This is a genomic window from Rhizobium sp. RAF56, assembly GCF_052113965.1.
Taxonomy (GTDB): Bacteria; Pseudomonadota; Alphaproteobacteria; order Rhizobiales; family Rhizobiaceae; genus Rhizobium.
The window spans coordinates 160,861-182,959 of record NZ_JBFRDU010000005.1 but is presented as its reverse complement, the minus strand read 5'-3'; the positions used below and the strand labels follow the sequence as shown (position 1 = coordinate 182,959).

Annotated in this window: 13 protein-coding genes; 2 read left to right on the top strand and 11 right to left on the bottom strand. The window is 61.9% G+C overall.

Annotated elements, in window-relative coordinates; genetic code table 11:
* Positions 1-74: 74 nt before the first annotated feature.
* Both pyc and AB4048_RS06240 read right to left on the bottom strand, forming a co-directional pair.
* Positions 75-3,536, bottom strand: coding sequence for a pyruvate carboxylase (gene pyc / locus AB4048_RS06245; protein WP_442201053.1), 3,462 nt, complete (start codon positions 3,534-3,536; stop codon positions 75-77).
* A 199-nt stretch (positions 3,537-3,735) separates the two neighbouring features.
* A complete protein-coding gene (locus AB4048_RS06240) occupies positions 3,736-4,476 on the bottom strand; it encodes an autoinducer binding domain-containing protein (protein WP_442201052.1) in 741 nt (246 codons plus the stop codon).
* A gap of 310 nt (positions 4,477-4,786) precedes the next feature.
* Here AB4048_RS06240 and AB4048_RS06235 point away from each other — a divergent pair, with 310 nt between their 5' ends.
* Positions 4,787-6,556 (top strand): glucan ABC transporter ATP-binding protein/ permease, encoded by a 1,770-nt coding sequence (locus tag AB4048_RS06235; protein ID WP_442201051.1) that lies wholly within the window; start codon positions 4,787-4,789, stop codon positions 6,554-6,556.
* A gap of 146 nt (positions 6,557-6,702) precedes the next feature.
* Positions 6,703-7,056, top strand: a complete 354-nt coding sequence (locus tag AB4048_RS06230) for a VOC family protein (protein WP_442201050.1) — start codon at positions 6,703-6,705, stop codon at positions 7,054-7,056.
* Between the two features lie 17 nt (positions 7,057-7,073).
* Here the strand turns inward: AB4048_RS06230 and AB4048_RS06225 are convergent, their stop codons facing one another.
* From AB4048_RS06225 to AB4048_RS06185, 9 genes are all read right to left on the bottom strand, one after another.
* On the bottom strand, positions 7,074-8,327 hold the full coding sequence (locus tag AB4048_RS06225) for an OpgC family protein (RefSeq protein WP_442201049.1): 1,254 nt from the start codon (positions 8,325-8,327) through the stop codon (positions 7,074-7,076).
* Positions 8,328-8,432: 105 nt separating this feature from the next.
* The gene (locus AB4048_RS06220; protein WP_442201048.1) at positions 8,433-16,931 is read right to left on the bottom strand and encodes a GH36-type glycosyl hydrolase domain-containing protein; all 8,499 of its coding nucleotides are present in this window, start codon (positions 16,929-16,931) and stop codon (positions 8,433-8,435) included.
* 592 nt (positions 16,932-17,523) lie between these two features.
* A complete protein-coding gene (locus AB4048_RS06215) occupies positions 17,524-17,688 on the bottom strand; it encodes a DUF1328 domain-containing protein (protein ID WP_442201047.1) in 165 nt (54 codons plus the stop codon).
* A gap of 185 nt (positions 17,689-17,873) precedes the next feature.
* Positions 17,874-18,002, bottom strand: coding sequence for a hypothetical protein (locus AB4048_RS06210; protein WP_442201046.1), 129 nt, complete (start codon positions 18,000-18,002; stop codon positions 17,874-17,876).
* 191 nt (positions 18,003-18,193) lie between these two features.
* Positions 18,194-18,376, bottom strand: a complete 183-nt coding sequence (locus tag AB4048_RS06205; protein WP_442201045.1) for a hypothetical protein — start codon at positions 18,374-18,376, stop codon at positions 18,194-18,196.
* Positions 18,377-18,515: 139 nt separating this feature from the next.
* On the bottom strand, positions 18,516-19,265 hold the full coding sequence (locus AB4048_RS06200) for an ABC transporter ATP-binding protein (protein ID WP_442201044.1): 750 nt from the start codon (positions 19,263-19,265) through the stop codon (positions 18,516-18,518).
* Entirely contained in the window at positions 19,262-20,095 is an 834-nt protein-coding gene (locus AB4048_RS06195; protein WP_442201043.1) for an ABC transporter ATP-binding protein, read from the bottom strand. Before AB4048_RS06195 ends, AB4048_RS06200 begins: the two co-directional genes overlap by 4 nt.
* Positions 20,092-21,027 carry an ABC transporter permease gene (locus AB4048_RS06190; protein WP_442201042.1) on the bottom strand — a complete coding sequence of 312 codons (936 nt, stop codon included), beginning with the start codon at positions 21,025-21,027 and terminating at the stop codon, positions 20,092-20,094. The genes AB4048_RS06195 and AB4048_RS06190 overlap by 4 nt, the downstream gene beginning before the upstream one ends.
* Positions 21,024-22,091, bottom strand: a complete 1,068-nt coding sequence (locus AB4048_RS06185) for an ABC transporter permease (protein ID WP_442201041.1) — start codon at positions 22,089-22,091, stop codon at positions 21,024-21,026. The genes AB4048_RS06190 and AB4048_RS06185 overlap by 4 nt, the downstream gene beginning before the upstream one ends.
* Positions 22,092-22,099: the final 8 nt, after the last annotated feature.

Here is a 22,099-nt window from a genome sequence, read left to right as displayed (position 1 = left end):
GGCCGCCCTCCTAGAGCAATTCAGGAAGAACGTTTACGTGTTTCGAAGAAAAACGGAAACGGTCTAAGTCGGGATCAGGCCGCGTAGACGACCAGCAGATCCTTGGCGTCGATCTGATCGCCGGCGCGGACCAATATCTCGGCGATCGTGCCGTCCTTCTCTGCGTGAAGCGCCGTTTCCATCTTCATGGCCTCGATTGAAACCAGCACGTCGCCGGCCTTGACCGCTTGGCCCGCCGCGACGAACACCGACGATATGACGCCCGGCATCGGTGCGCCGACATGGGCGGCGTTGCCCAGCTCGACCTTGCGGCGAACAGCGCTGCCCGAGGCGCCGTGCGCCCGGTCCGGCACCTTGATACGGCGCGGTTGGCCGTTGAGCTCGAAGAACACCGTCACCATGCCCTTGTCGTCGGTCGCCGTCATCGCCTGGTTCACGACGACAAGCGTCTTGCCCCGTTCGATGTCCGCGAACAGCTCTCCGCCTTCCCGCAGGCCGTAGAAATAAGCGGGCGTCGGGAGCACCGAGACCGGGCCGTAGGTGTCGGCTGCGAGCGCGAAATCGGTAAACACCTTCGGGTACATCAGATAGGAGGCGAATTCGAAGTCATCGACCTTGCGTTCAAGCTTCGTTTCGATCGCCTTGCGTTCGGCGTCGAGATCGGCGTCCGCAAGCAGCGAGCCTGGACGGACGGTATAGGCCTTCTCGCCCTTCAACGCCTTTTTCTGCAGCGCCTGCGGCCAACCACCCGGAGGCTGCCCCAGATCGCCCTTCAGCATGGAAACGACCGATTCCGGGAAGGATACTTCCTTGTCCGGATTGGTGACGTCGGAAACGGTAAGATCCTGGCTCACCATCATCAGCGCCATGTCGCCCACCACCTTGGAGGAGGGGGTAACCTTGACGATGTCGCCGAACATCTGGTTGGCATCGGCATAGGCCTGCGCCACCTGGTGCCACCGGCTTTCAAGCCCGAGCGACCGCGCCTGCTCCTTGAGATTGGTGAACTGGCCGCCCGGCATCTCGTGCAGGTAGACTTCCGACGCCGGCCCCTTGAGGTCGCTTTCAAAGGCCGCATACTGGTGGCGCACCGCCTCCCAATAGAACGAGATGCGGCGGATCCATTCCGGATCGAGGCCGGGATCGCGCTCGCTGCCGGCAAGCGCTTCCACGATCGAGCCAAGGCAAGGCTGCGAGGTGTTGCCCGAAAGCGCATCCATCGCCGCATCGACGGCATCGACGCCGGCCTCGACCGCTGCAAGCACGGTGGCGGCGGCAATGCCCGACGTGTCGTGCGTGTGGAAATGGATCGGCAGTCCGGTCGCCTCGCGCAGCGCCTTGAACAGCACCTTTGCGGCCGCCGGCTTCAGGAGGCCGGCCATGTCCTTGACGGCAATGATATGGGCACCGGCCTTTTCGAGCTCGGCTGCAAGTTCCGTGTAGTATTTCAGGTCATACTTGGGGCGCGCGGAGTTCAGAGTGTCGCCGGTGTAGCAGATCGCCGCCTCGCAGAGCTTGTTCTCCTCGATCACGGCGTCCATCGACACGCGCATGTTGTCGACCCAGTTCAGGCAATCGAACACTCGGAAAAGGTCGATGCCGCCTCTGGCCGCCTGACGCACGAAGTATTTTACGACGTTGTCGGGATAGTTCGTATAGCCGACGCCATTGGCGCCGCGCAAAAGCATCTGCAGCAGCAGGTTCGGCGCAGCCTCCCGGATCAGCGACAGGCGCTCCCAAGGGTCTTCCGTGAGGAAGCGCATGGAGACGTCGAAGGTCGCCCCTCCCCAGCATTCGAGGGAGAGAAGCTGAGGCAGCGCGCGCGCGTATGTGCCGGCGACCTGGGCGATGTCGAAGGTGCGCATGCGGGTCGCGAGCAACGACTGATGGCCATCGCGCATCGTCGTGTCCGTCATCAGCACGCGCTTTTCATTCCGCATCCACTCGGCGAATTTCTGAGGTCCAAGCTGGTCGAGACGCTGCTTCGTGCCGTCGGGAGCCTTGCCTTCGGTAAAGGGCAGCACAGGAACTCCGACCTTCGGCGACGGCGTCGGCCGGCCACGCGTCTCCGGATGACCGTTGACCGTCACGTCGGCGAGATAGGTCAGCAGCTTGGTGGCGCGATCCTGGCGCTTGACCTGCTGGAACAGCTCCGGCGTCGTGTCGATGAAACGCGTCGTGTAGGAGTTGTCGCGAAATTTCGGGTGGCCGATGATCGCTTCGAGGAAGGTAAGGTTGGTCGCCACGCCACGGATACGGAATTCGCGCAAAGCGCGGTCCATACGGCTGATCACCTCGACCGGGGTAGAGGCCCAGGCGGTGACCTTCACCAGCAGCGGATCGTAGAAGCGCGTGATGATGGCGCCCGTATAGGCGGTGCCGCCGTCGAGGCGAATGCCGAAGCCGGCCGCTGACCGATAAGCGGTAATGCGGCCGTAGTCGGGGATGAAGTTCTGCTCCGGATCTTCCGTGGTGATGCGGCACTGCAGCGCATGACCGTGCAGGCGGATCTCCTCCTGGCTCGGAACGCCCGATTCCGGAGTACCGATGGCGTAGCCGTCGAGAATGTGGATCTGCGCCTTGACGATGTCGATGCCGGTGACGACTTCCGTCACCGTGTGCTCGACCTGGATGCGCGGATTGACCTCGATGAAATAGAATGTTCCCGTGTCGGCATCCATCAGATACTCGACCGTGCCGGCGCCGATATAGTTCGTAGCCTTGGCGATCTTCAGCGAGTAGGCGGCAAGCTCCTGGCGCTGCGCCTCGTTTAGATAGGGTGCCGGGGCGCGCTCGACGACCTTCTGGTTGCGGCGCTGGATCGAACAGTCGCGCTCGAAGAGATGCACGACATTGCCATGCGTATCGCCGAGAACCTGGCTTTCGACGTGCCGGGCGCGCTCGACCAGCTTTTCGAGATAGACTTCGTCCTTGCCGAAGGCCGCCTTCGCTTCGCGCTTGGCTTCAGTCACCTCCTTGGCCAGATCCTTGGGATCACGGATGGCGCGCATGCCGCGTCCGCCGCCGCCCCAGGAGGCCTTGAGCATGACAGGATAGCCGATCTCCTCGGCCATGCGCGCGACTTCCGTCATGTCCTCGGGCAGCGGTCCGGTCGCCGGTACGACCGGCACGCCGACCGAGATCGCCAGATTGCGGGCGGCAACCTTGTTGCCGAGCTGACGCATCGTATCGCCCTTCGGCCCGATGAAGATCAGTCCCGCCGCCTCGCAGGCGTCGACGAATTCCGGGCTTTCCGAAAGGAGGCCGTAGCCGGGGTGAATGGCGTCCGCTCCCGACAGCTTGGCGACGCGGATCACCTCCTCGATCGACAGATAGCTCTCGATCGGCCCGAGATCGCGGGAAAGATGCGGACCGCGACCCACCTGATAGCTCTCGTCCGCCTTGAACCGATGCAGCGCCAGCTTGTCTTCCTCGGCCCAGATGGCGACCGTTTTTATGCCCAGCTCGTTTGCCGCGCGAAACACGCGAATGGCGATTTCGGATCGGTTGGCGACAAGAATTTTCGATATGGGCAAGTCAGTCTCCTCAGCGCTCGCTGCGGGCAATGCTGCACCCGCGAAGAGAATTCTTAACGCGATGTCACAGGAAGTTCAATTTCCGCACTGACGCACCTCGAAAATAGTTTCGTTGCCGCCGCGCCAGTCCGAAACCGGACTTGGAAACTGAACTTAAAGATTGCCGATCAGCCGCTGATCGCTGCAAGGCCGCGCACCTTCAAGACACGAGGCCGTACCGGAAGGCGAGCGCTACGATATGCTGACGGTTTTTGGCTTTCAGCTTCCCCTGAATACCATTGATGTACCAGTCCACGGTGTGGTTGGAGATCTTGAGCGCGCGACCAATCTCCACCGACGTCAACCCATCCACCAGGTTGTGCAGGATTTCCATCTCCCGGTGCGTCAACTTGGTATCGATCGGCGTTCCCTGCTCAAGAGCGAACGTCTCGTTTCTGAGTTCGAGAAGGCGCCAGAATGCCTTGTGGGCCACCGCGTCGAAAAGTGCGACTTCGGCCGGCGAGAGATCGACCACATCGCCCCCCAACGTCATGTTGCCGAGCAATCCGCCGCGTCCATGGATCGGAAAGATGTAGCCGTCGAAAAGCCCGTGCGAACGGGCGTCGAACATCATTTTCTCCATGCGGCGGCGGTGCGGATCGGCCTTGAAGGCAGCCATCGTGTCCCGCCAGCGGAACGGCCTCTGGGCACGCGCCAGGTAGCGGACAGTCGGGTCGATCAGCACATATTTCTTGGCGATGTAGACGCCCGGCCACTGCGCCGGCCAGTGACCTGCAAGCACCAGGCTCATGGGATCGGTATTCGGTTTCCGCTGCCGCAGGAGCCCATAATACGCGAACTTGTAGGAGCGAATGGCTTCCGCCAATTCTTCGATAACGCTATCCGCGCTACGGAACTCCTCGATGACGTGAAGCAATTGAACAAGTCTGGAAATATTCAAAACAGACCCCCGCCCTGAAATTGATTGAAATGAACCTGCCTCCCGCTACGGAGGTGTGCGGGCAATATCCGCACAGGAAAAAATCAAACAAACAGCAAGTGCCGCCCGCGAGCGGAGACGGCGGACCTCGCCGGGACACGTCCTAGCAGAATTCCAAACCGGGCTGCAAGACGCCCGCCCATCCCTAAATTTAGGGGGTACGAGAAATTTCCCTTAAAAATCAACGGTAAATTCTGTTAATCGCCGGTTCAGGTTGCGAAATGTAGCATCGCAACATTCCTAGTCTGCAGTCGCAATGAGGTGAAACCACGTGTCGCTTTTCAAGGTTTACGCACGGGCTCTGAAATATCTTGCCGCGTATCGATTCCGCGTCGCATTGGTCGTCCTCGCAAACATCGCGCTGGCGGTCATCACGGTGTGGGAACCGGTTCTCTTCGGACGGATCTTCGACGCGATCTCGGGCAAGACCGCTGTGGCTTCGACGATGATCGTATGGGCCGCATTCGCGATCTTCAACACCATCGCCTTCATCGTGGTTTCGCGCGAAGCGGATCGGCTGGCGCATGGGCGCCGCGCGACGCTTTTGACCGAAGCCTTCGGGCGCATCATTTCCATGCCGCTTTCCTGGCATAGCCAGCGCGGCACGTCGAACGCGTTGAACACGCTGCTGCGCGCATGCGAAACGCTGTTCGGGCTCTGGCTCGAATTCATGCGCAACCATCTCTCGACCGCCATTGCCTTGGTCGTGATGGTGCCGACCGCGCTGATGATGGACCTTAGACTGTCGGCCGTGCTCGGCCTGCTCGGCGTCTTCTACTGGCTCGTCAGCCGGGTCGTCATGAGCCGCACCAAGGACGGCCAGGCGTCCGTCGAAAATCACTACCACGCCGTCTTTTCGCATGTCAGCGATTCCATCAGCAACGTTTCCGTGCTGCATAGCTACAACCGCATCGAGGCCGAGACGAAGGCGCTGAAGTCGCATGCAGAACGCCTGCTCTCCGTCCAGTATCCGGTGCTGGATTGGTGGGCGCTCGCCGGCGCGCTGAACCGTACCGCCTCGACCATTGCCATGGTCGCGATCCTCCTGATCGGCACCAAGCTGGTTCAGGACGGCAGTCTGCGGCTTGGCCAGCTGATCACCTTCATCGCCTTCGCAAACGTGCTGATCTCCCGTCTCGAGCAGCTGCGCAGCTTCGCGAACCAGATTTTCGAAGCGCGTGCCAAGCTCGTCGATTTCTACGCTCTGGAAGACTCCGTTCGCGAACGCGAGGAGCCGGCTGGCCTCGGCGAAATCAAGGACGTCAAGGGCGAAGTGGAATTCCGCAACGTCTCGTTCGGCTTCGGCAACTCGGCACAGGGCCTGCATGACGTCTCCTTCACGGTGAAGGCCGGCCAAACGGTCGCCATCGTCGGCCCGACCGGCGCCGGCAAGACCACGCTCGTCAACCTCCTGCAGCGCGTCTACGATCCGCAGAAGGGTGAGATCCTAGTCGATGGCAACAACATCACCAAGGTGACCCGCAGGTCGCTGCGCCGCTACATCGCCACCGTCTTCCAGGATGCCGGCCTGCTGAACCGCTCGATCAGCGACAACATCCGTCTCGGCCGCGAAGAGGCGAGCGAGGAAGACATGCGCCGCGCCGCCGAAGCCGCTGCCGCCTCTGACTTCATCGAAACGCGCGAGGAGCGCTACGAGACCCGCGTCGGCGAGCGGGGCAACAAGCTCTCCGGCGGCGAGCGCCAGCGCATCGCGATCGCCCGCGCCATCCTCAAGGACGCGCCGATCCTGGTGCTCGACGAGGCGACCAGTGCGCTCGACGTCGAGACCGAAGCGCGCGTCAAGGCGGCTATCGACAACCTGCGCCAGAACCGCACCACCTTCATCATCGCGCACCGTCTGTCGACCGTTCGCGAGGCCGACATGGTTCTGTTCCTCGAAGACGGCCGCGTCATCGAACGTGGCGGCTTCGACGAACTCAGCCGGAGCAATGGTCGCTTCGCCGCCCTGCTGCGCGCCAGCGGCATCCTGACGGACGAGGAAGTCCGCAAGGCACATGCAACGGAGACGGAAGCCGCCTGAGCTTTCGCGGACGCAAGAACATCAAGGCCGGGAAGGATCGCTTTCCCGGCCTTTTTCGTTTTTGTTCACCCGGCTCCGGCTCGTGATAGGCTTTTTGCACGACGGCAGATGAAGAGCCGAAGATCGCAAACTCCGGGGGGCGTGGAATGACCGTCAAGCGCATCGTCGCCAACATCGCGGCGGCCGACCTTCAGGCTGCCAACCGTTTCTATGGCGACATACTGGGCCTTGAGCGTCTGATGGATCACGGCTGGATCGTCACCTACGGGTCAGGTGAGCAACAGCATGTGCAGCTCAGCTTCGCGACGGAGGGCGGTTCGGGAACGCCGGTGCCTGATCTTTCGATCGAGGTGGATGACGTCGACCAGGTTTTTCACGACATGACTGCAGCAGGCTTCATTACTACCTACGGCCCCGCCGACGAACCGTGGGGCGTGCGGCGCTTCTTCGTGCGCGACCCCTTCGGCAAGCACATCAACATACTGGCGCACCGGCCGTAGCCCGAGCGATGTGATCCCTACCGGCCCCGCCCGTCGCGCCGCCATGCGAGGGCGCGAACCGGCAGAAGGGCGCGACCGCCCGATGACCCCGGCACATAGCTACAAAGACTTTGCAGCCGCTTGCGCTCGAGAAAGTGTGCGTAGGCGAACTGCACCAGAATACCGGCGATCACATAGCAGAGGCCGGTCAGGCGATCGCCGTTCGACACGTAGAGCCACACCTGACCGGCCATGGCCAGTATCGTTCCCGCGACGAAGATATTCAGCGAATGCCGGCCAAGCACGGTCAGCGGATGATCCGGACGGCGTGTGAAAAACTGCGACAGAGCCGGGACGTTGAGGATCAGATAGGCGAGCGCGAGCACATGAAGCAGGCGCGGCAGGGACAGAAATGTCTTATCGAAGCCCGTGATCACCGTCGGCAGGCCGAACGACGCGAGCACGTCGCCGATGCTCCAGAGCTCAAGCACCACCCAGATCAAGGAAAAGGCCGCATAGGATGCCGCCAGCGCAAGCAGCAGCGGATGACGGGGAAGCGTCCCGCCCCGGCGTACGTGCATCGTCGAAACGATACCGATCGTGAACAGGAACTGCCAGGACAGAGGATTGAGAAACCAGTAGCCTTCCAGAAGCATCGTATGCGGCGCGATCTGATAGATGCCTGCGAACAGCCAGACGCTGCCGGATACTGCCAGCGCCAGCAGCGGGCTCTTGGCTTCCACAGCGAGGATCAGCGGCACCATCAACAGCAGCGCGCCATACATCGGCAGGATGTTATTGTAGCCGATCTGGTGGCCTAAAAGCATCAGCGCCGGGATCCCGGCCTTAAGATTGGTGAGCACCGGCAGGATACTGATCTCGCAGAGCAGGCCGGCACGATTGAAGAGCCACGCACCCGATACGAAGAACACCAGCGTGATGAAGGTGGTGATCATGTGCGCGAGGTAGAGCGTGAAAGCACGCTTGATCGCCTTCACGCTGGCCTTCAGGCGGCTACCGGGAACGAAGGATTTTCCATAGGCGAGCCCGACCGCGATCCCCGAAATCAGCACGAAAGCTTCCGCCGCGTCTGAAAAGCCGAAATTCTTCGTCGTCAGCCTTTCGAGCACCTGGCCCGGCACGTGGTTGATGAAAATGGTGATCAAGGCCAGCCCGCGCAGCACATCGAGCCGCGTGTCGCGCCGCGCCCCTCTGGCATCGCCCGCCTTGGGCGCCACCGAAAAATCGCGACGAAGGGTCCCGCTGATAGACCCGGCTGAATCAGAGGCCATGGTGCTCTCCTCTCCTCTTTCCCGGCGAACGAACGCGACTGCGGCCGAAGGGTTTCCCCTTCGGCCGCAGCGATCAATGCAAAAGATGGTGAAGAGAGCCCTCGTCTAGTGACCGATGGCAAAACCCTCTTCGGGGCGTGCGATCGCCTGATCGTTGATTGTCACAAGGTAGCCCACGCTATCGGACGGTTTTGAGACCGAAATGCGGTATTTCCCGTGCGGAAGATCGAGCTCTGCCGCAAAGCCGTCCCAGCTCGAAGGCAGTGCCGGTTTCACGTAAAGGTGACCGTTGGCGACGCGGATGCCGAGGATTCCTTCGATCGCGACACGATAGAGCCAACCCGCGGACCCGGTGTACCAGGTCCAACCGCCACGGCCGGTAAGCGCGCCGTCGCCGTAGATATCCGCGGCGACGACATAGGGCTCGACGCGGTAGTGATCGGCGGAAGCGCGGTCGAGGGCGTGATTGACCGGGTTCAAATGCTCGAAGCAGCGCCATGCGTCGTCGCCGCGGTTCATCTCCGCGAGCGCCAGGACGACCCAGGTGGCGGCATGGGTGTACTGCCCGCCGTTCTCGCGAACCCCAGGCGGATAGGCCTTGATATAGCCCGGATCCCGCGCGGACTTGGCAAAAGGCGGCGTGAACAAGCGGATGATCCTTGCCTCGTCATCGACGAGCCGGTCCAGAACGGCGTTCATGCCCTTCTCGCCACGCTCGCGATCGCCTTCGCCCGACAGGATGTTCCAGGACTGCGCGATCGAATCGATCTGGCATTCGAAGTTCTCATGCGAACCGAGCGGGCTGCCGTCATCGAAATAACCGCGACGATAGTAGCCGCCATCCCAGCCGGCGCTTTCGAGCGCCTTCTTGAGTTCCGGCAGGTGGGTGCGCCAGCGTTCGACGCGCTCCTTGTCGCCCCGGGCCTCGGCATAGGGAATGAAGGCCGTGAGCGTTCCGGCCAGAAACCAGCCGAGCCAGGTGCTTTCGCCGCGACCTTGGAAGCCGACGCGGTTCATGCCGTCGTTCCAGTCGCCGCCGAGGATCAGCGGCAGACCGTTACCGCCCTTGCGGCTGATGGCAAGGTCGAGCGCGAGCGCGGCATGCTCGTAGAGGCTGACCTTGTCTGTCGAGACTTCCGGCTTGAAGAAAGCGTCGTGCATGCCGGGCATCAGTTGAGCACCGACGACGAAGGGCAGTTCCTCGTCGAGCAGCGATCGGTCGCCGGTCACCGTGCAATACTGGTCGATGGCGTAGGCAAGCCATACCACGTCGTCCGAGATATGCGTGCGCACGCCCGCGCCGCTGTTCGGCAACCACCAATGCTGCACGTCGCCCTCGTGGAACTGGCGAGCGGCGGCATTGAGGATCTGCTTTCGGGCTAGTTCCGGCGCATTCATCAGGAAGGCCAGCGTATCCTGCAGCTGGTCGCGGAAGCCGAAGGCGCCGCTTGCCTGATAGAACGCCGTGCGGGCCATGATCCGGCAACCCAGCGCCTGATAGGGCAGCCAGGCGTTGACCATGTTGTTCATCGCCTTGTCCGGGGTCGAGATCTGCATGCGCCCGGTAAAGCCGTCCCAGAAAGCGCGACTTGCGGCAAGCACATCGTCGAAATTCGCCTTGCGGATATCCGCGATCAGGCTGAGCGCCTCCTCGTTCGATGCCGTGTCGGCCATATAGAAGCAGACGTCCCTTTCTTCACCCGCCGCGAGCGTGAGATCGATGGCAAGGGCCGCGCAAGGGTCGCCGTCGAGATCGGCCGAGTTCGAAAGCTGGGCACCGGCGGCAACCGCCTGCGGCATCCGGATCGTGCCGTGACGGCCGATAAACTCGCGCCGGCTGGCGGAGAAGCTGCCTGACGTTTCGCTGGCGGCAAACGCCGCGACGCGCGTTCCATAGTCGATGCTGAAAGCGTTGCGCGCCATCAGCACGCCGGTCTCCTCGTCGTGCGACGAGAGGACGAAGGGCCGCGTGCGCTGTGGGTTGTTGCCGAGCACCCATTCCGCATAGCCGTAAAGCCTGAGACGGCGGCTGCCGGATCCGTTGTTTCGGACGCGCAGACGCATCAGCTTCACCGGTCGATCGCGATCGACGGTCTGGGTGACTTCGAGCGCGATGTCGTCCTGAGTGCTTGAGAAGACGGAATAGCCAAGGCCATGGCGAGCTTCGAAGCGGACGGACGGCTGTCGCGACAGTGCGGCATAGGGCGTCATCACCGCGCCGCTGTCGAGGTCGGTCACGTAGATCGCCTCGCCCGGACGATTGATGACCATGTCGTTGGTCCACGACGTCAGCTGGTAGTCGCGGGAGTTACGGCTCCAGGTGAAGCCGGCGCCTTCCGCCGCGACATGGAAACCGAAGGTCTCGTTGGAAATGACGTTGATCCACGGCTGCGGCGTCGACTGGCCGCCGAAGAGGCGAACGACATATTCGCGGCCGTTGCGGGCAAAACCGCCATAGCCATTCCAGAAGTCGAGATCACCTGCATCCTCGACGGTCGCCGCCGAAAATACCGGTTCGAGCGGCTGCAGCGGCACCACCCGTCGCACGCCGGCCGGCTCGCCCTGACGCGCCGAAGCAAGCGACGGGGCACGGGCGATCTGATCGACGATCTTGCCGTTTCGGGCATGGAAGACGACCCGGGAGACGGCCATCAGCGCCTGGTAGGTCGCCGGCTCGATCAGATCCTTGCGAACCGTGAAGATATCCTGCCGATGCCCTTCGGCATGGCCGACGCGGCGCGCGTTCTCGCAGAGCGCCTCGATCGCGTGTTGCATATCCTGCGCATAGGAAGCAGCCCGCTCGTTGAGGATAACGAGATCTGCAATGATGCCGCGCGAGCGCAGATATTCCTGGGCGCTCAAGGCTTCCTTGACGCTCTCAATATCGAGGTCGTCGTTGATGCGCAGCGTGAAGATCGGATGGTCGCCGGAGATCGTCAGCGGCCACAGCGCCGATTGCGGCTGCAACCCGGCATGAACCGCGGACGCATCGGCTCTCAGGTGCATGTCGGGGTAGACGAGGTAGCGCGCCAGATGCTGGAACACCGCCGCTTCCTGCGAGCTCACGCCGACATGACGCATCTGCACCTGTGTTCGCGTCCAGGCATGGACGAGTTCATGGGCAAAGGCGTCGGGATGGCGGTAGCGGTCGACGGCCTTGTCGATCTCCTCCCGGCTTGGTGCCGCGATCGTCCAGAAGATCACGCTGACCTTTTTGCCGGCCGGCACGCGAACGACGCGGCGCAGCGACAGGCAGGCATCGAGCGTGAAGCCGTCGGTTCCCGAAAGCGTTGCCCCGGGATCGAAGGCAGCGGCTTCTGCAAGGCTCCGGCCACGGCCGATGAAGCGGCGACGATCGGTCTCGAATTCGGTCGGACGCTCCGTTCCCGCATTGTCGACGATCAGATGGGCAAGCGCCATGTCCGGTTCGTTCGGGTCGCGCTTGTTGCGCTCGACGCGGATGACGTCACCGCGGCGGCCGATCTCGGTGCGGACGAACATGCGGGCGAAGACCGGGTGGGCGGAATCGACATCGTCGCTCGCGACCACCGGCTCAAGATAGGAGGTGACTTCGATGAAGCGATCCTCTGGCCCCATGTTCAGCAGCGTGACGCGACGACCCTCCGCGTCGTTCTCGGTCGCGACGATGACCTCCACCTCGCTGGTGAGATCGCCGACGGACTTCACGAACTCAGCCTTTTCGTCGCTGAAGGAGACTCTGGCCTTTTCGCCCTCGATGCTGCGCGGCTCGGCGGTCGCAGACCACCATTGGCCGGATTGGGTGTCGCGCAGGAAGATGAAGGTACCCCAGCGGTCTTCCGTCGGGTCGGCACGCCAGCGCGAGACGGACAGGCCGTTCCAGCGCGAATAGCCGGCGCCGGTTGCCGTCAACATCAGCGAGTAGTGGCCGTTCGAGAGAAACGCGAGCTCGCGGTCCTCGGCGGCGGGATCGTTGATCTTGCGAACCTGCGGGCGCAACAGATCCTCCTGGATGTTGGCCGGAGCATCGGTCTCGTGCTTGGCGGCCATGACCGGGATTTCGCGCGGCGCTTTTTCCTGTAGCAGCAGCTCTGCTGCCTCGATCACGGGATCCGAGTGGAAGAGCTCGCGCAGACGGCCGTTGAACGCGACGTTGGCAACGGCCGCGATCGACATGCCGTGGTGGTGAGCATAGTAGTTGTGGACCACCGCGCAAGTTTTTCCTTCCGGCACGCGGGTCGGGGTGAAATCGACCGCGTCGTGGAAACCGTATGTGCCGAGCGCGCCCACCTTGCGCAGCCGCTCGAGGTTTTCGAGGGCTGCATCCGGATCGTACATGCTTGCGAGGATCGAGGCGTAAGGCGCGATGACCGCATTCTGGCCGAGGCCGCGCTTAAGGCCGAGCGTCGGTACGCCGAAATTAGTGTACTGGTAGTTCATGTGATGGTCGCGCGCATTGAAGGCGGCTTCCGAAATGCCCCACGGAATGCCCAGTCGGCGGCCGTAATTCATCTGCTCGATGACGATCAGATTGTTGGTCTGGTTGAGGATGCCACCCTGGCGCTCCTGCATAACGAGCGGCGGCATCAGATACTCGAACATCGAGCCGGACCAGGAGACCAGCGCACCGCGAGAGCCGACCGGGACGACTTGGCGCCCCAGGCGATACCAGTGCTCGGTCGGCAGATCGCCCTTGGCGATGGCAAACAGGCTGGTCAGACGCGCTTCCGAGGCAAGCAAGTCATAGCAGGCAGCATCGAGCTCGCCGGTTTCGACGCGGTAACCGATCGAGAGAAGGCGCCGTTCCGGGCGGAACAGGAAGGCGAAATCCATCGAGAAGGCGAGGTCTCGGGCACGATCACGAACATGAATCAGCCGCTGGCGCAGCGCGTCGACGTTGGAAAGATCGAAGACGCTGTCGGCAATATGGCCCTCGCAGACCTTGACCAGCGACTCCGCCCATTTGGTCACCTCGCCGCTCTGCGCGGTCTTGACCTCATGGTCGAGATTGGCGGCGAGCTTTTCGATGTCGCGCGCCAGGACCGAGAGGTTGATGATACGGATCGAAGCGAATTCGTGCTCGCGCTTGACGGCAGCGAGCGCATTTTGAAAGCCAACGATGCGCTCTTCCAGCCGCCGGCGTAGCGGACGCACGGTCTTGCGGTCATCAGGCAAGTCGTGGAGCACTTCGCCGAGAATGCCGGCGACATCGCCGATCCCGTCGAGATTGCCCTGCATATGGGCTGAGGGCGCCTCCGCCCATATGCGGCATGCCGACGATACAGCAATCAGGTGGCCCGCGAGGTTGCCGCTGTCGACAGCCGACACGTAGCGCTGGCCGAGGGGCTTCAGCGTATCGGTGTGGTACCAGTTGAGAAGATGCCCGCGGAACTTTTCCATCTTGTCGAGGGTGGCGATGGTCTGCTCGAGACGCTCGATCGTTTCCTCGAAGGCGATCCAGCCGAAATGGCGCGCGGAGACGACAGAGAGCAGGTAGACGCCGATATTGGTGGGCGACGTGCGGGCGGCAACGACCGGATGCGGCGTCTGCTGGACGTTATCCGGCGGCAGATAGTGCTGCTGCGGTACGACGAAGCTTTCGAAATAGCGCCAGGTACGGCGCGCGATCTTGCGCAGTTCGTTCGAGACATGTTCGGAAACGACCAGCTTGTCCTCGGTCTCGGCCGTCTGGCTGACATACCAGGCAACGCCCGGAGAGAGCATCCACAGCAGCGCGAAGGGAATGCCGACGAGGAAGGCGTTGTCACCCGGAATGGCCGCGATGGCAAGGCTTGCGACAGCAAGCGCCGGCGCGTGCCACATCACGCGGTAGTGGCCGAGGATCGTCGTCTGCGCCATCGCCTGCGCGCTGGCGGCGGTGCGCCACTGCAGCATCAGCTTATGGCTGACCAGCAGGCGGTAGAGCGAGCGGACGATCGCATCCGCCATACCACAGGCGGAGTCGGCGATAAAAACGATGCGCAGCGCCACTTGTGCGTTGGCGGCCTGGATATCGGTCCAGATCGTATAGAGATGGGCGCGCGCGACGATGTCGCTGGTGCGCGGCACGAGGCCATTGATGAGGGAGAGCGTCGGCGCCACGAAGAGGCAGAAGATCAACAGGATCTGCCAGATGAGTGCGGCCAGCGGTCCCATGAAATACCAGCCGAGCACCGAGGCGAAAAACCAGGCGATCGGCGTCAATGAACGGCGCAGGTTGTCGAACATCTTCCAGCGGCCGAGGCCGGTGACGCCGCGCTGCGGACTGAAGATATACGGTAGAAGCTGCCAGTCGCCGCGTGCCCAGCGATGCTGGCGCGAGACCTCGACCTCATAGCGGATCGGGAAATCCTCGACGAGCTCGCAGTCGGTGACCAGCGCGCAGCGCGCCATCGAACCTTCGAGCAGATCGTGGCTGAGAACCGAGTTCTCGTCGATCTTGCCCTTCAGCGAGTTTTCGAAGGCATCGACATGATAGAGGCCCTTGCCGGTAAACGTGCCTTCGCCGCAGAGATCCTGATAGACGTCCGAGACCGTGAAAACGTAGGGATCGAGGCCGCGGTTGATCGAAAAGACGCGCTGGAAGACGGAGGCGTCCTTGCCGGTGGTGAGCGATGGCGTCACGCGCGGCTGCAGCACGCCGTAACCGGAAACAACGCGTTTTGTCTCGGGATCGACGACTGGGCGATTGATCGGGTGATAGAGCTTGCCGACGAGCTTGGTGACGGTGTCGCGCATCAGCCGCGTGTCGGCGTCGAGCGTCATCACATACTGCACGTCCTTCGGCACGACGTTGGCGCCGGGGAGGTATGTGGTATCGCGGTCGCCGCGCAGAAGCATGTTCAGTTCGTGCAGCTTGCCGCGTTTGCGCTCCCAGCCCATCCAGACGCCTTCGGCCGGATTGTAGAGACGGCGGCGATGCAGCAGATAGAAGCGCGTCTTGCCGTCGTAGGCATAGCGCATCGAAAGGTTTGCAATCTCGCGCCGCGCGTAGTCGAGCACCTCGAGATCGGCGTCGCTTTCCTCGACCTTGCTGTCGGGCCAGTCGCTGAGCAGCGCGAAATAGATCTCGCCACGCGGATTGGCGAGGTAGTGAACCTCGAGATTGCGCACCAGTTCGTCGACGCTGTCACGATTGTTGATCATGCAGGGAACGGCAACGAGGGTACGGGCATCCTCGGGAACGCCCTCCTTGAATTCGTATCCGACAAGACGCGCCGGCGTGACGAAGAAGGTAATCAGCGTGTTGAAGAGGCCGGTCGCCCCTTCCGATGCCGGAAGCGAGAACATCAGCAGAAGCACGATGGTCTCGGCGGCACCCATACCGGCGCGGATCATGAAGCTGCCGACGATCGCCAGCACGATCACCGTGAGGATCAGAACGGGGGCGGCGATCGCCAGCCAGTTCAGCTTGCGCACCGGACGGATGATCCGCTGCACGGCCGTCTGGCGGTAGTTTATCGCCGCTTCGAGGGCGTGCCGCTGCGAACCGACCAGGAAACCGCCCACATTCGGCTCGTGCGGCTGCGGCTCCGCGGAGCGCTTGGCGGCCTCCGTCATGTCGATTGCAAGCTGCGCCACCTCTATTTCCGACCTGTCGGAACGGCGGGCGTATTTCTCGATCTGTTTGCGGTATTTGTTGCGCGAACCGGCATCGAGTTCGGCATAGTCGGTCTGCTTCCAGAGCAGCTTGTCGACCTTGCTGACCTCTTCGACCCACACCGACCATTCGGTGTCGTCGATCTCGCGCAGGCTCTTGATGATGTTGCCCATCGTCACGTTGCCGGCCGACAGGCGGCTATGCTCGGCCATCATGACGGTTTCAGCGTCGGTACCAGCCTCCACGAGCCGCCGCTCGAGCCATGAGATCGCCATGCCCGAGGTCTGAGACCCGTCGCGCAGGCGATAGAGGAACTGCGTCGAGAAGGTATTGTCCGACGTAAGCGGCTCCAGCGTCTTCAGATATTCGGCGGCCTTGGCGTCGTCGTTGAGCCGGATCAGCTCGTCGGCGGCCTGATTTGCCTTGCGACGCGTCTGGCGGCTCTTCTCGACACGGCTGGAAATGCGCCGCAGATTTTCAACGAGCACGTAGCGGACGAGAGACGGTAGAGCCCAAAGCTCGCCGATCTTCAGCGTTCCGCTTGACTGGAAGCCGTCGACCAGGGCCATCAGCCCCTTGTAGGTGACCGTGCTGTGGGTATGCGCGACATAGAGCCAGGCGAGCGCCAGCGTGCGTGGCATGACCATGCCGTCGACGGTCATGGTTTCAAGCTGCCGGTAGAACTTCATCGGGAAGTCGCGCCGAACCTCCTGGATCGCCTCTTCGACGATATAGTGGTTGTCGAGGAGCCATTCGGCCGCGGGCGTGATCGTTTCTCCCGCTTCGACATCTGCGGCGGCCGACCGGTAGACCCTCAGGATTTCCTTTTCGTTCTCGCGATGGCGCGCGAAGAAGTCGAAGGGCTGAAACTCGGGAAGATCCACCCTCCCGTCACGGGCAAAGGCCTCGGCGCAATCTCTCAGCTGATCGTTTGAATAGTAGGTCGATCGGATCGATGCATTTTGATCGATCTGCTTTGCTTTGGTCTCGCGCGGCGAAAGGGTGGAATTGTTTTGAGACGACATGGGTACCGGTTCTGGATCCAGACAGAGTTGCGAGCATTCTCACCTTCGCCGGCTGCGGAGCACCGGCGTCGGTCTGTTTTTTTGGTTGGTTCAGCGCGACGGCTTTCACCGCCACGCGGTCCGCGACCGCCAAAACGTAAAAGACATGCCGTAGTATACATGGGCGTGCCTAAGGAGGCCTAAAGACAGGACGATAAATTCATAAAGCATCCCCTCTACTGCGGCCTTCATCCGGTTGGGAGCCGTGGGAGGCAGCAGAATTCCCCCCATAGCCAACCGAAGATGAACTCAAACTGAATCGTTTCAGGCAAGGTTGTACAGACTACCATTGCCAGAGCCCCGTGGCCGAAAGAAGGTCGAAACAGCCGCGCAAACAGCGAGCTACCATCAGTCCCAACAACGCACGGAACCGGTCGACCCCTGCCCCGCCGATTACCCCACCTGGCGCTTTCGCCGAGACTACCGGGTTTGTGACGTTCATTCTATCGGGCACGTGAATTTTTCTCGGCGTCGCGGCGGCCGCAGCCGCTAGTCCCAAAGCAAATCCGGCAGCGGTGAGCTGCCGGATGTAACATGAGCGGGGCTTTTGAGCCTAGACTCTTCGCATAAGGCGCATAACCAGGGAAACGACGAAGAGCACCAGGAAAAGGAAGAACAGAACCTGGGCGATGGAAGCGGAAGCGCCTGCGACGCCACCGAAGCCGAGAACGCCGGCGATGAGGGCGACAACAAGAAAGACGAGTGCATAGTAGAGCATCGAGATCTCCTTTACCTTTACTGACGCCTAAACGAAAGAGACCGTCATTTAGTTCCAGAAAAAGCAGGAGGAGCAAAGGCCAAAAGTAAAGCCGCTCGATGGCGGCTTAGATCAGCATGAACCTAAAATTGCTTGTCAACCAACGCGCGGCCGATCGACGCTTTGTCCGCGGGATATCTCCCCCGTCAGACGAGGACACCGCACACCAGTGCGGCAACGAAAATGAACGCAGCCGAGAACAGAGCGACATGCAGCACCGTCTGCAGCTTATGCTTGGTCGAGGCACTGGCAGAACGCGCTGTGGTGTCGCTCATTCTGCTTCCCTGCGTACTTGCAAGATCTAGATTAGCCATGTGGGACCTCCGTCCAATGTCTTCGATGGTCGCACCGATGCGGACCAAATATCCGCATCATCTTCAGGTATTCTCTATCAAATAGGTAGAGATGAATTTTCGTCCATAGGCATGATTAGGGAAAATTAACCCATAGGGATAAAGTTCCAGGCTCAGCAAAGAATCCGCCAAGCCCAAATCAGCGGACGATCCGCGGACGCCGTTCTTGGGGCAGGCGCGGTGGTCTCGATCTGGCGTCGATCCTTCTCCGCCGGCAGAGTCGCTACCTTGGCCTGATCCCGTTTCATGGGGACCGGCGGCTGGAGATACCCCATGGTCATGCCCAGAAAAAACATGCCTGCCTCCACCTCGTACGATCACGAAAACTAACGGCCGTTAACGGGATCATGACAGAAATAAGGCACCTGTCAATACTCTATACGATTGGTCGTCTTTTAACGCCTACTTAACAATTGGCCCCTTGCGGCGGCGCACTCAGGCGCGGACGAAACCCTTGCTGGCGACCATGAGATTGCGCGTATAGGCCTCCGCCACCTTGCCTTCGGCCATGTCTTTCGCCGTCAGCCGCTCGACGATCGCGCCGTTTTGCATCACGACGAGGCGGTCGCACATATGGGTGACGACGCCTAGATCGTGACTGACCATAATGAAGGTGAGGCTGCGATCGCGCCGCACCTGTTCGAGCAGATTGAGCACCTCGGCCTGCACGGAGGCATCGAGCGCCGAAGTCGGCTCGTCGAGAAGCAGCACCGAAGGCTCAAGGATCAACGCGCGCGCGATGGCGACGCGCTGCCGCTGGCCGCCGGACAGCTGATGCGGATAGCGGAAGCGAAAGCCGGAGCCGAGCCCCACCTCGTCCAGCGCGCGCGTGATGCGCCGCTCGCCGTCTTCTATTCGGTGGATTGCCAGCGGCTCCTGGAGCAGCCGATCGATCGTTTGGCGCGGATGCAGCGAACCGTAAGGATCCTGGAACACCATCTGGACGGCGCGATAAAAGGCTTTGCGGCGCTTCGACCCGGTCAGCGCCTCTCCGTCCACGTGGATCGTGCCGGCGCTCACCGGTGCAAGGCCGGCGACTGCCCTCAAGAGCGTCGACTTGCCGGAGCCGGATTCGCCAACCAGCCCGAACGTCTCGCCCTTCTTCACTTCGATGCTGACCGCATCGAGCGCGCGGTGGCCGTCATAGTCGACGCTCAAGCTGTCGATCGTCAAGGCCGCGCTCATAGAGCCCACTCCGGCTTGCGGTCGAGGACCGGCAGCGGATGGCGGCTTTCGCCTATCTGCGGCATGCAGTTCAACAGGCCACGGGTATAGGGATGCTGTGCGTTCGCAAGCTCAGCGGCCGACAATTCTTCGACGACGCGTCCCGCATACATGACGAGCACGCGGTCACAGAACGAGGAAACCAACCTCAAATCATGCGACACGAAGATCAGCCCCATGCCGCGCTCGGCCACCAGCGTGTCCATGATGCGCAGCACATCGAGTTGCACGGTTACGTCGAGAGCTGATGTCGGCTCGTCGGCGATCAGCAACTCAGGGTCGGCAATGAGCATCATGGCGATCATGACGCGCTGGCCCATGCCGCCGGAGACTTCATGCGGATAGAGGTCGTAGACGCGCTTTGGTTCACGGATCTGGACCGCCTCCAGCATTGCAAGCGCCCGCTCGCGCGCCTCGCCCCTGCCGACTTTTTCGTGGGTGCGCAGGGTTTCGGCGATCTGGCGTCCGATGCTCATGACCGGGTCTAGCGAGTATTTGGGATCCTGCAGCACCATGGCGATGCGCTTGCCGCGCAATGCCCGACGTTCCGCCTTCGAGGCACTTAGGAGATCGATGCCGCTGAAATTCAGCGTATCGGCGGTGACGATGGCGTGCGGCGGCGTTAGCCCCATGATGGCGCGGCCTGTCTGCGACTTGCCGGAGCCGCTCTCGCCGACGATGCCGAGCCGCTCGCGGCCGAGCGTAAAGGAGACCCCGCGCACCGCCTCGATGACGCCGGTACGGGTCGGATAACTGACCTTGAGGTTTTCGACGGTCAACATCGGCGTCATTGGCCGCTCTCCCGAGGATCGAGCGCATCGCGCAGGCCGTCGCCGAGCAGGTTGAAGCCGAGGCTGACGACGAGGATCGCGATACCGGGCATGGCCGCCACCCACCATTGATCGAGGATGAAACGGCGGCCGGACGCAATCATTGCGCCCCATTCCGGCAGCGGCGGCTGTGCGCCGAGACCGAGAAAGCCGAGACCCGCCGCCGTCAGGATAATGCCTGCCATGTCGAGCGTCACGCGCACGATCAGCGAAGACAGGCAAAGCGGCATGATGTGGCGGAGGACGATCCGGAGCGGCGAAGCGCCCATCAGCCGCACCGCCGAAATATAGTCCGAATGCCGCACCGTCATGGTTTCGGCACGGGCAATGCGGGCGTAGGGCGGCCAGGAGGTGATGGCGATCGCAATGATCGCGTTCTGGATACCGGGGCCGAGCGCACCAACGAAGGCAAGCGCCAGCACCAGCTTCGGAAAGGCAAGGAAGATGTCGGTGATGCGCATCAGCACCGCATCGACCCAGCCCCCGGCATAGCCGGATACCGTCCCGATGAGAAGGCCGATCGGCGCCGAAATGACAGCCACCAGTACGATGACGAGCAATGTCAGCCGCGAACCGTAGACGAGGCGCGAGAAGATATCGCGCCCCTGGTCGTCGGTTCCGAGAATGTAACCCGGTGTTCCCGGCGGCAGCAGCCGGGAATTGGCGAGATCGCCGATGACGGGCGAATGGGTGGCAATGAGACCGGCACAAGCCGCAATCACAAGCAACGCCAGGATGATGATCAGACCGAGCACGGCCAGATGGTTGGCGGAAAATTGCCGCCACGTCACATAGGCGCGACCGAGCCGAGCCTGCAGCCGCGATTGCGGCCGGTCGGACAGGAGCCATTCGCGCCGGCTTTGCGGCCGCGCCGCTGTCGTCTGGCCCGTCATTTGCGCCGTGTCCTTGGGTCGAGCGTCCGATAGAGCAGGTCGGACAGAAGATTGATGCCGATGAAGACCGTGCCTATGACAATCGTGCCGCCGAGCACCGCATTCATGTCGGCGTTCTGCAACGAGTTGGTGATGTAAAAGCCGATCCCCGGCCAGGAAAAGACGGTTTCGGTCAGCACCGATCCTTCGAGAAGGCCGGCGTAGGACAGCGCGATGACCGTCACCAATGGTACGGCGGCGTTGCGCAGCGCGTGGCCCCAAATGACCCGCGTTTCCGTGAGGCCCTTGGCGCGGGCGGCAACGATATATTCCTGACCGAGCTCGTTCAGCATGAAGCTACGCGTCATCCGGCTGATATAGGCGAGCGAAAAATAGCCAAGCAGCGAGGCCGGCAGGATGATATGGCGAAAGACGTCCCAGAAGACATCCCATTCGCCCTGCCAGGCGCTGTCGAGAAGGAAAAAGCCGGTACTCGGCTCGAAGGTATACTCATAGGCAATGTCGATGCGGCCGGGAAAGGCCACCCATTTCAGCCTCGCATAGAAGACGACCAGCGAGATCAGCGCCAGCCAAAAGATCGGCACGGAATAGCCGATGAGGCCGATCACGCGAACGACCTGGTCGGCAATGCTGCCGCGACGGACCGCCGCAAGCACGCCGAGCGGAATTCCAAAAACCGCGCCGATCAGCGTACCGAAGCTGGCAAGCTCCATTGTCGCTGGAAAGACATGGCGGATATCGTCCATGACCGGGTTCGTGGTCAGCACGGACGTGCCGAAATCGCCGGAAAGCACACTTCTCAGATAGATGAAGAACTGCTGATAGAGCGGCAGATCGAAGCCGAGTTCACGCCTGACACGCTCGACGACATGCGCCGGCGCCCGGTCGCCAAGGATGGCGAGCACCGGATCGATCGGCACAACGCGGCCGATAAAAAAGGTCACGGCCAGAAGCCCGAGATAGGTCGTGACGGCAACGACCAGAAATCGCAGGATGGCATGAATGACAGGTGCGGTACGGCCTTTGACGGGCCGTACCTCCATTTTCCGTTCGACGATGCTCAACGAACCAA

Excerpts from the sequence above, each read along its gene's own strand:
- AB4048_RS06230 (WP_442201050.1), top strand. The coding sequence starts at position 6,703 with ATGACCGTCAAGCGCATCGTCGCCAACATCGCGGCGGCCGACCTTCAG.
- AB4048_RS06225 (WP_442201049.1), bottom strand. The coding sequence starts at position 8,327 with ATGGCCTCTGATTCAGCCGGGTCTATCAGCGGGACCCTTCGTCGCGAT.
- AB4048_RS06220 (WP_442201048.1), bottom strand. The coding sequence starts at position 16,931 with ATGTCGTCTCAAAACAATTCCACCCTTTCGCCGCGCGAGACCAAAGCA.
- AB4048_RS06215 (WP_442201047.1), bottom strand. The coding sequence starts at position 17,688 with ATGCTCTACTATGCACTCGTCTTTCTTGTTGTCGCCCTCATCGCCGGC.
- AB4048_RS06210 (WP_442201046.1), bottom strand. The coding sequence starts at position 18,002 with ATGAGCGACACCACAGCGCGTTCTGCCAGTGCCTCGACCAAGCATAAG.
- AB4048_RS06205 (WP_442201045.1), bottom strand. The coding sequence starts at position 18,376 with ATGTTTTTTCTGGGCATGACCATGGGGTATCTCCAGCCGCCGGTCCCC.
- AB4048_RS06200 (WP_442201044.1), bottom strand. The coding sequence starts at position 19,265 with ATGAGCGCGGCCTTGACGATCGACAGCTTGAGCGTCGACTATGACGGC.
- AB4048_RS06195 (WP_442201043.1), bottom strand. The coding sequence starts at position 20,095 with ATGACGCCGATGTTGACCGTCGAAAACCTCAAGGTCAGTTATCCGACC.
- AB4048_RS06190 (WP_442201042.1), bottom strand. The coding sequence starts at position 21,027 with ATGACGGGCCAGACGACAGCGGCGCGGCCGCAAAGCCGGCGCGAATGG.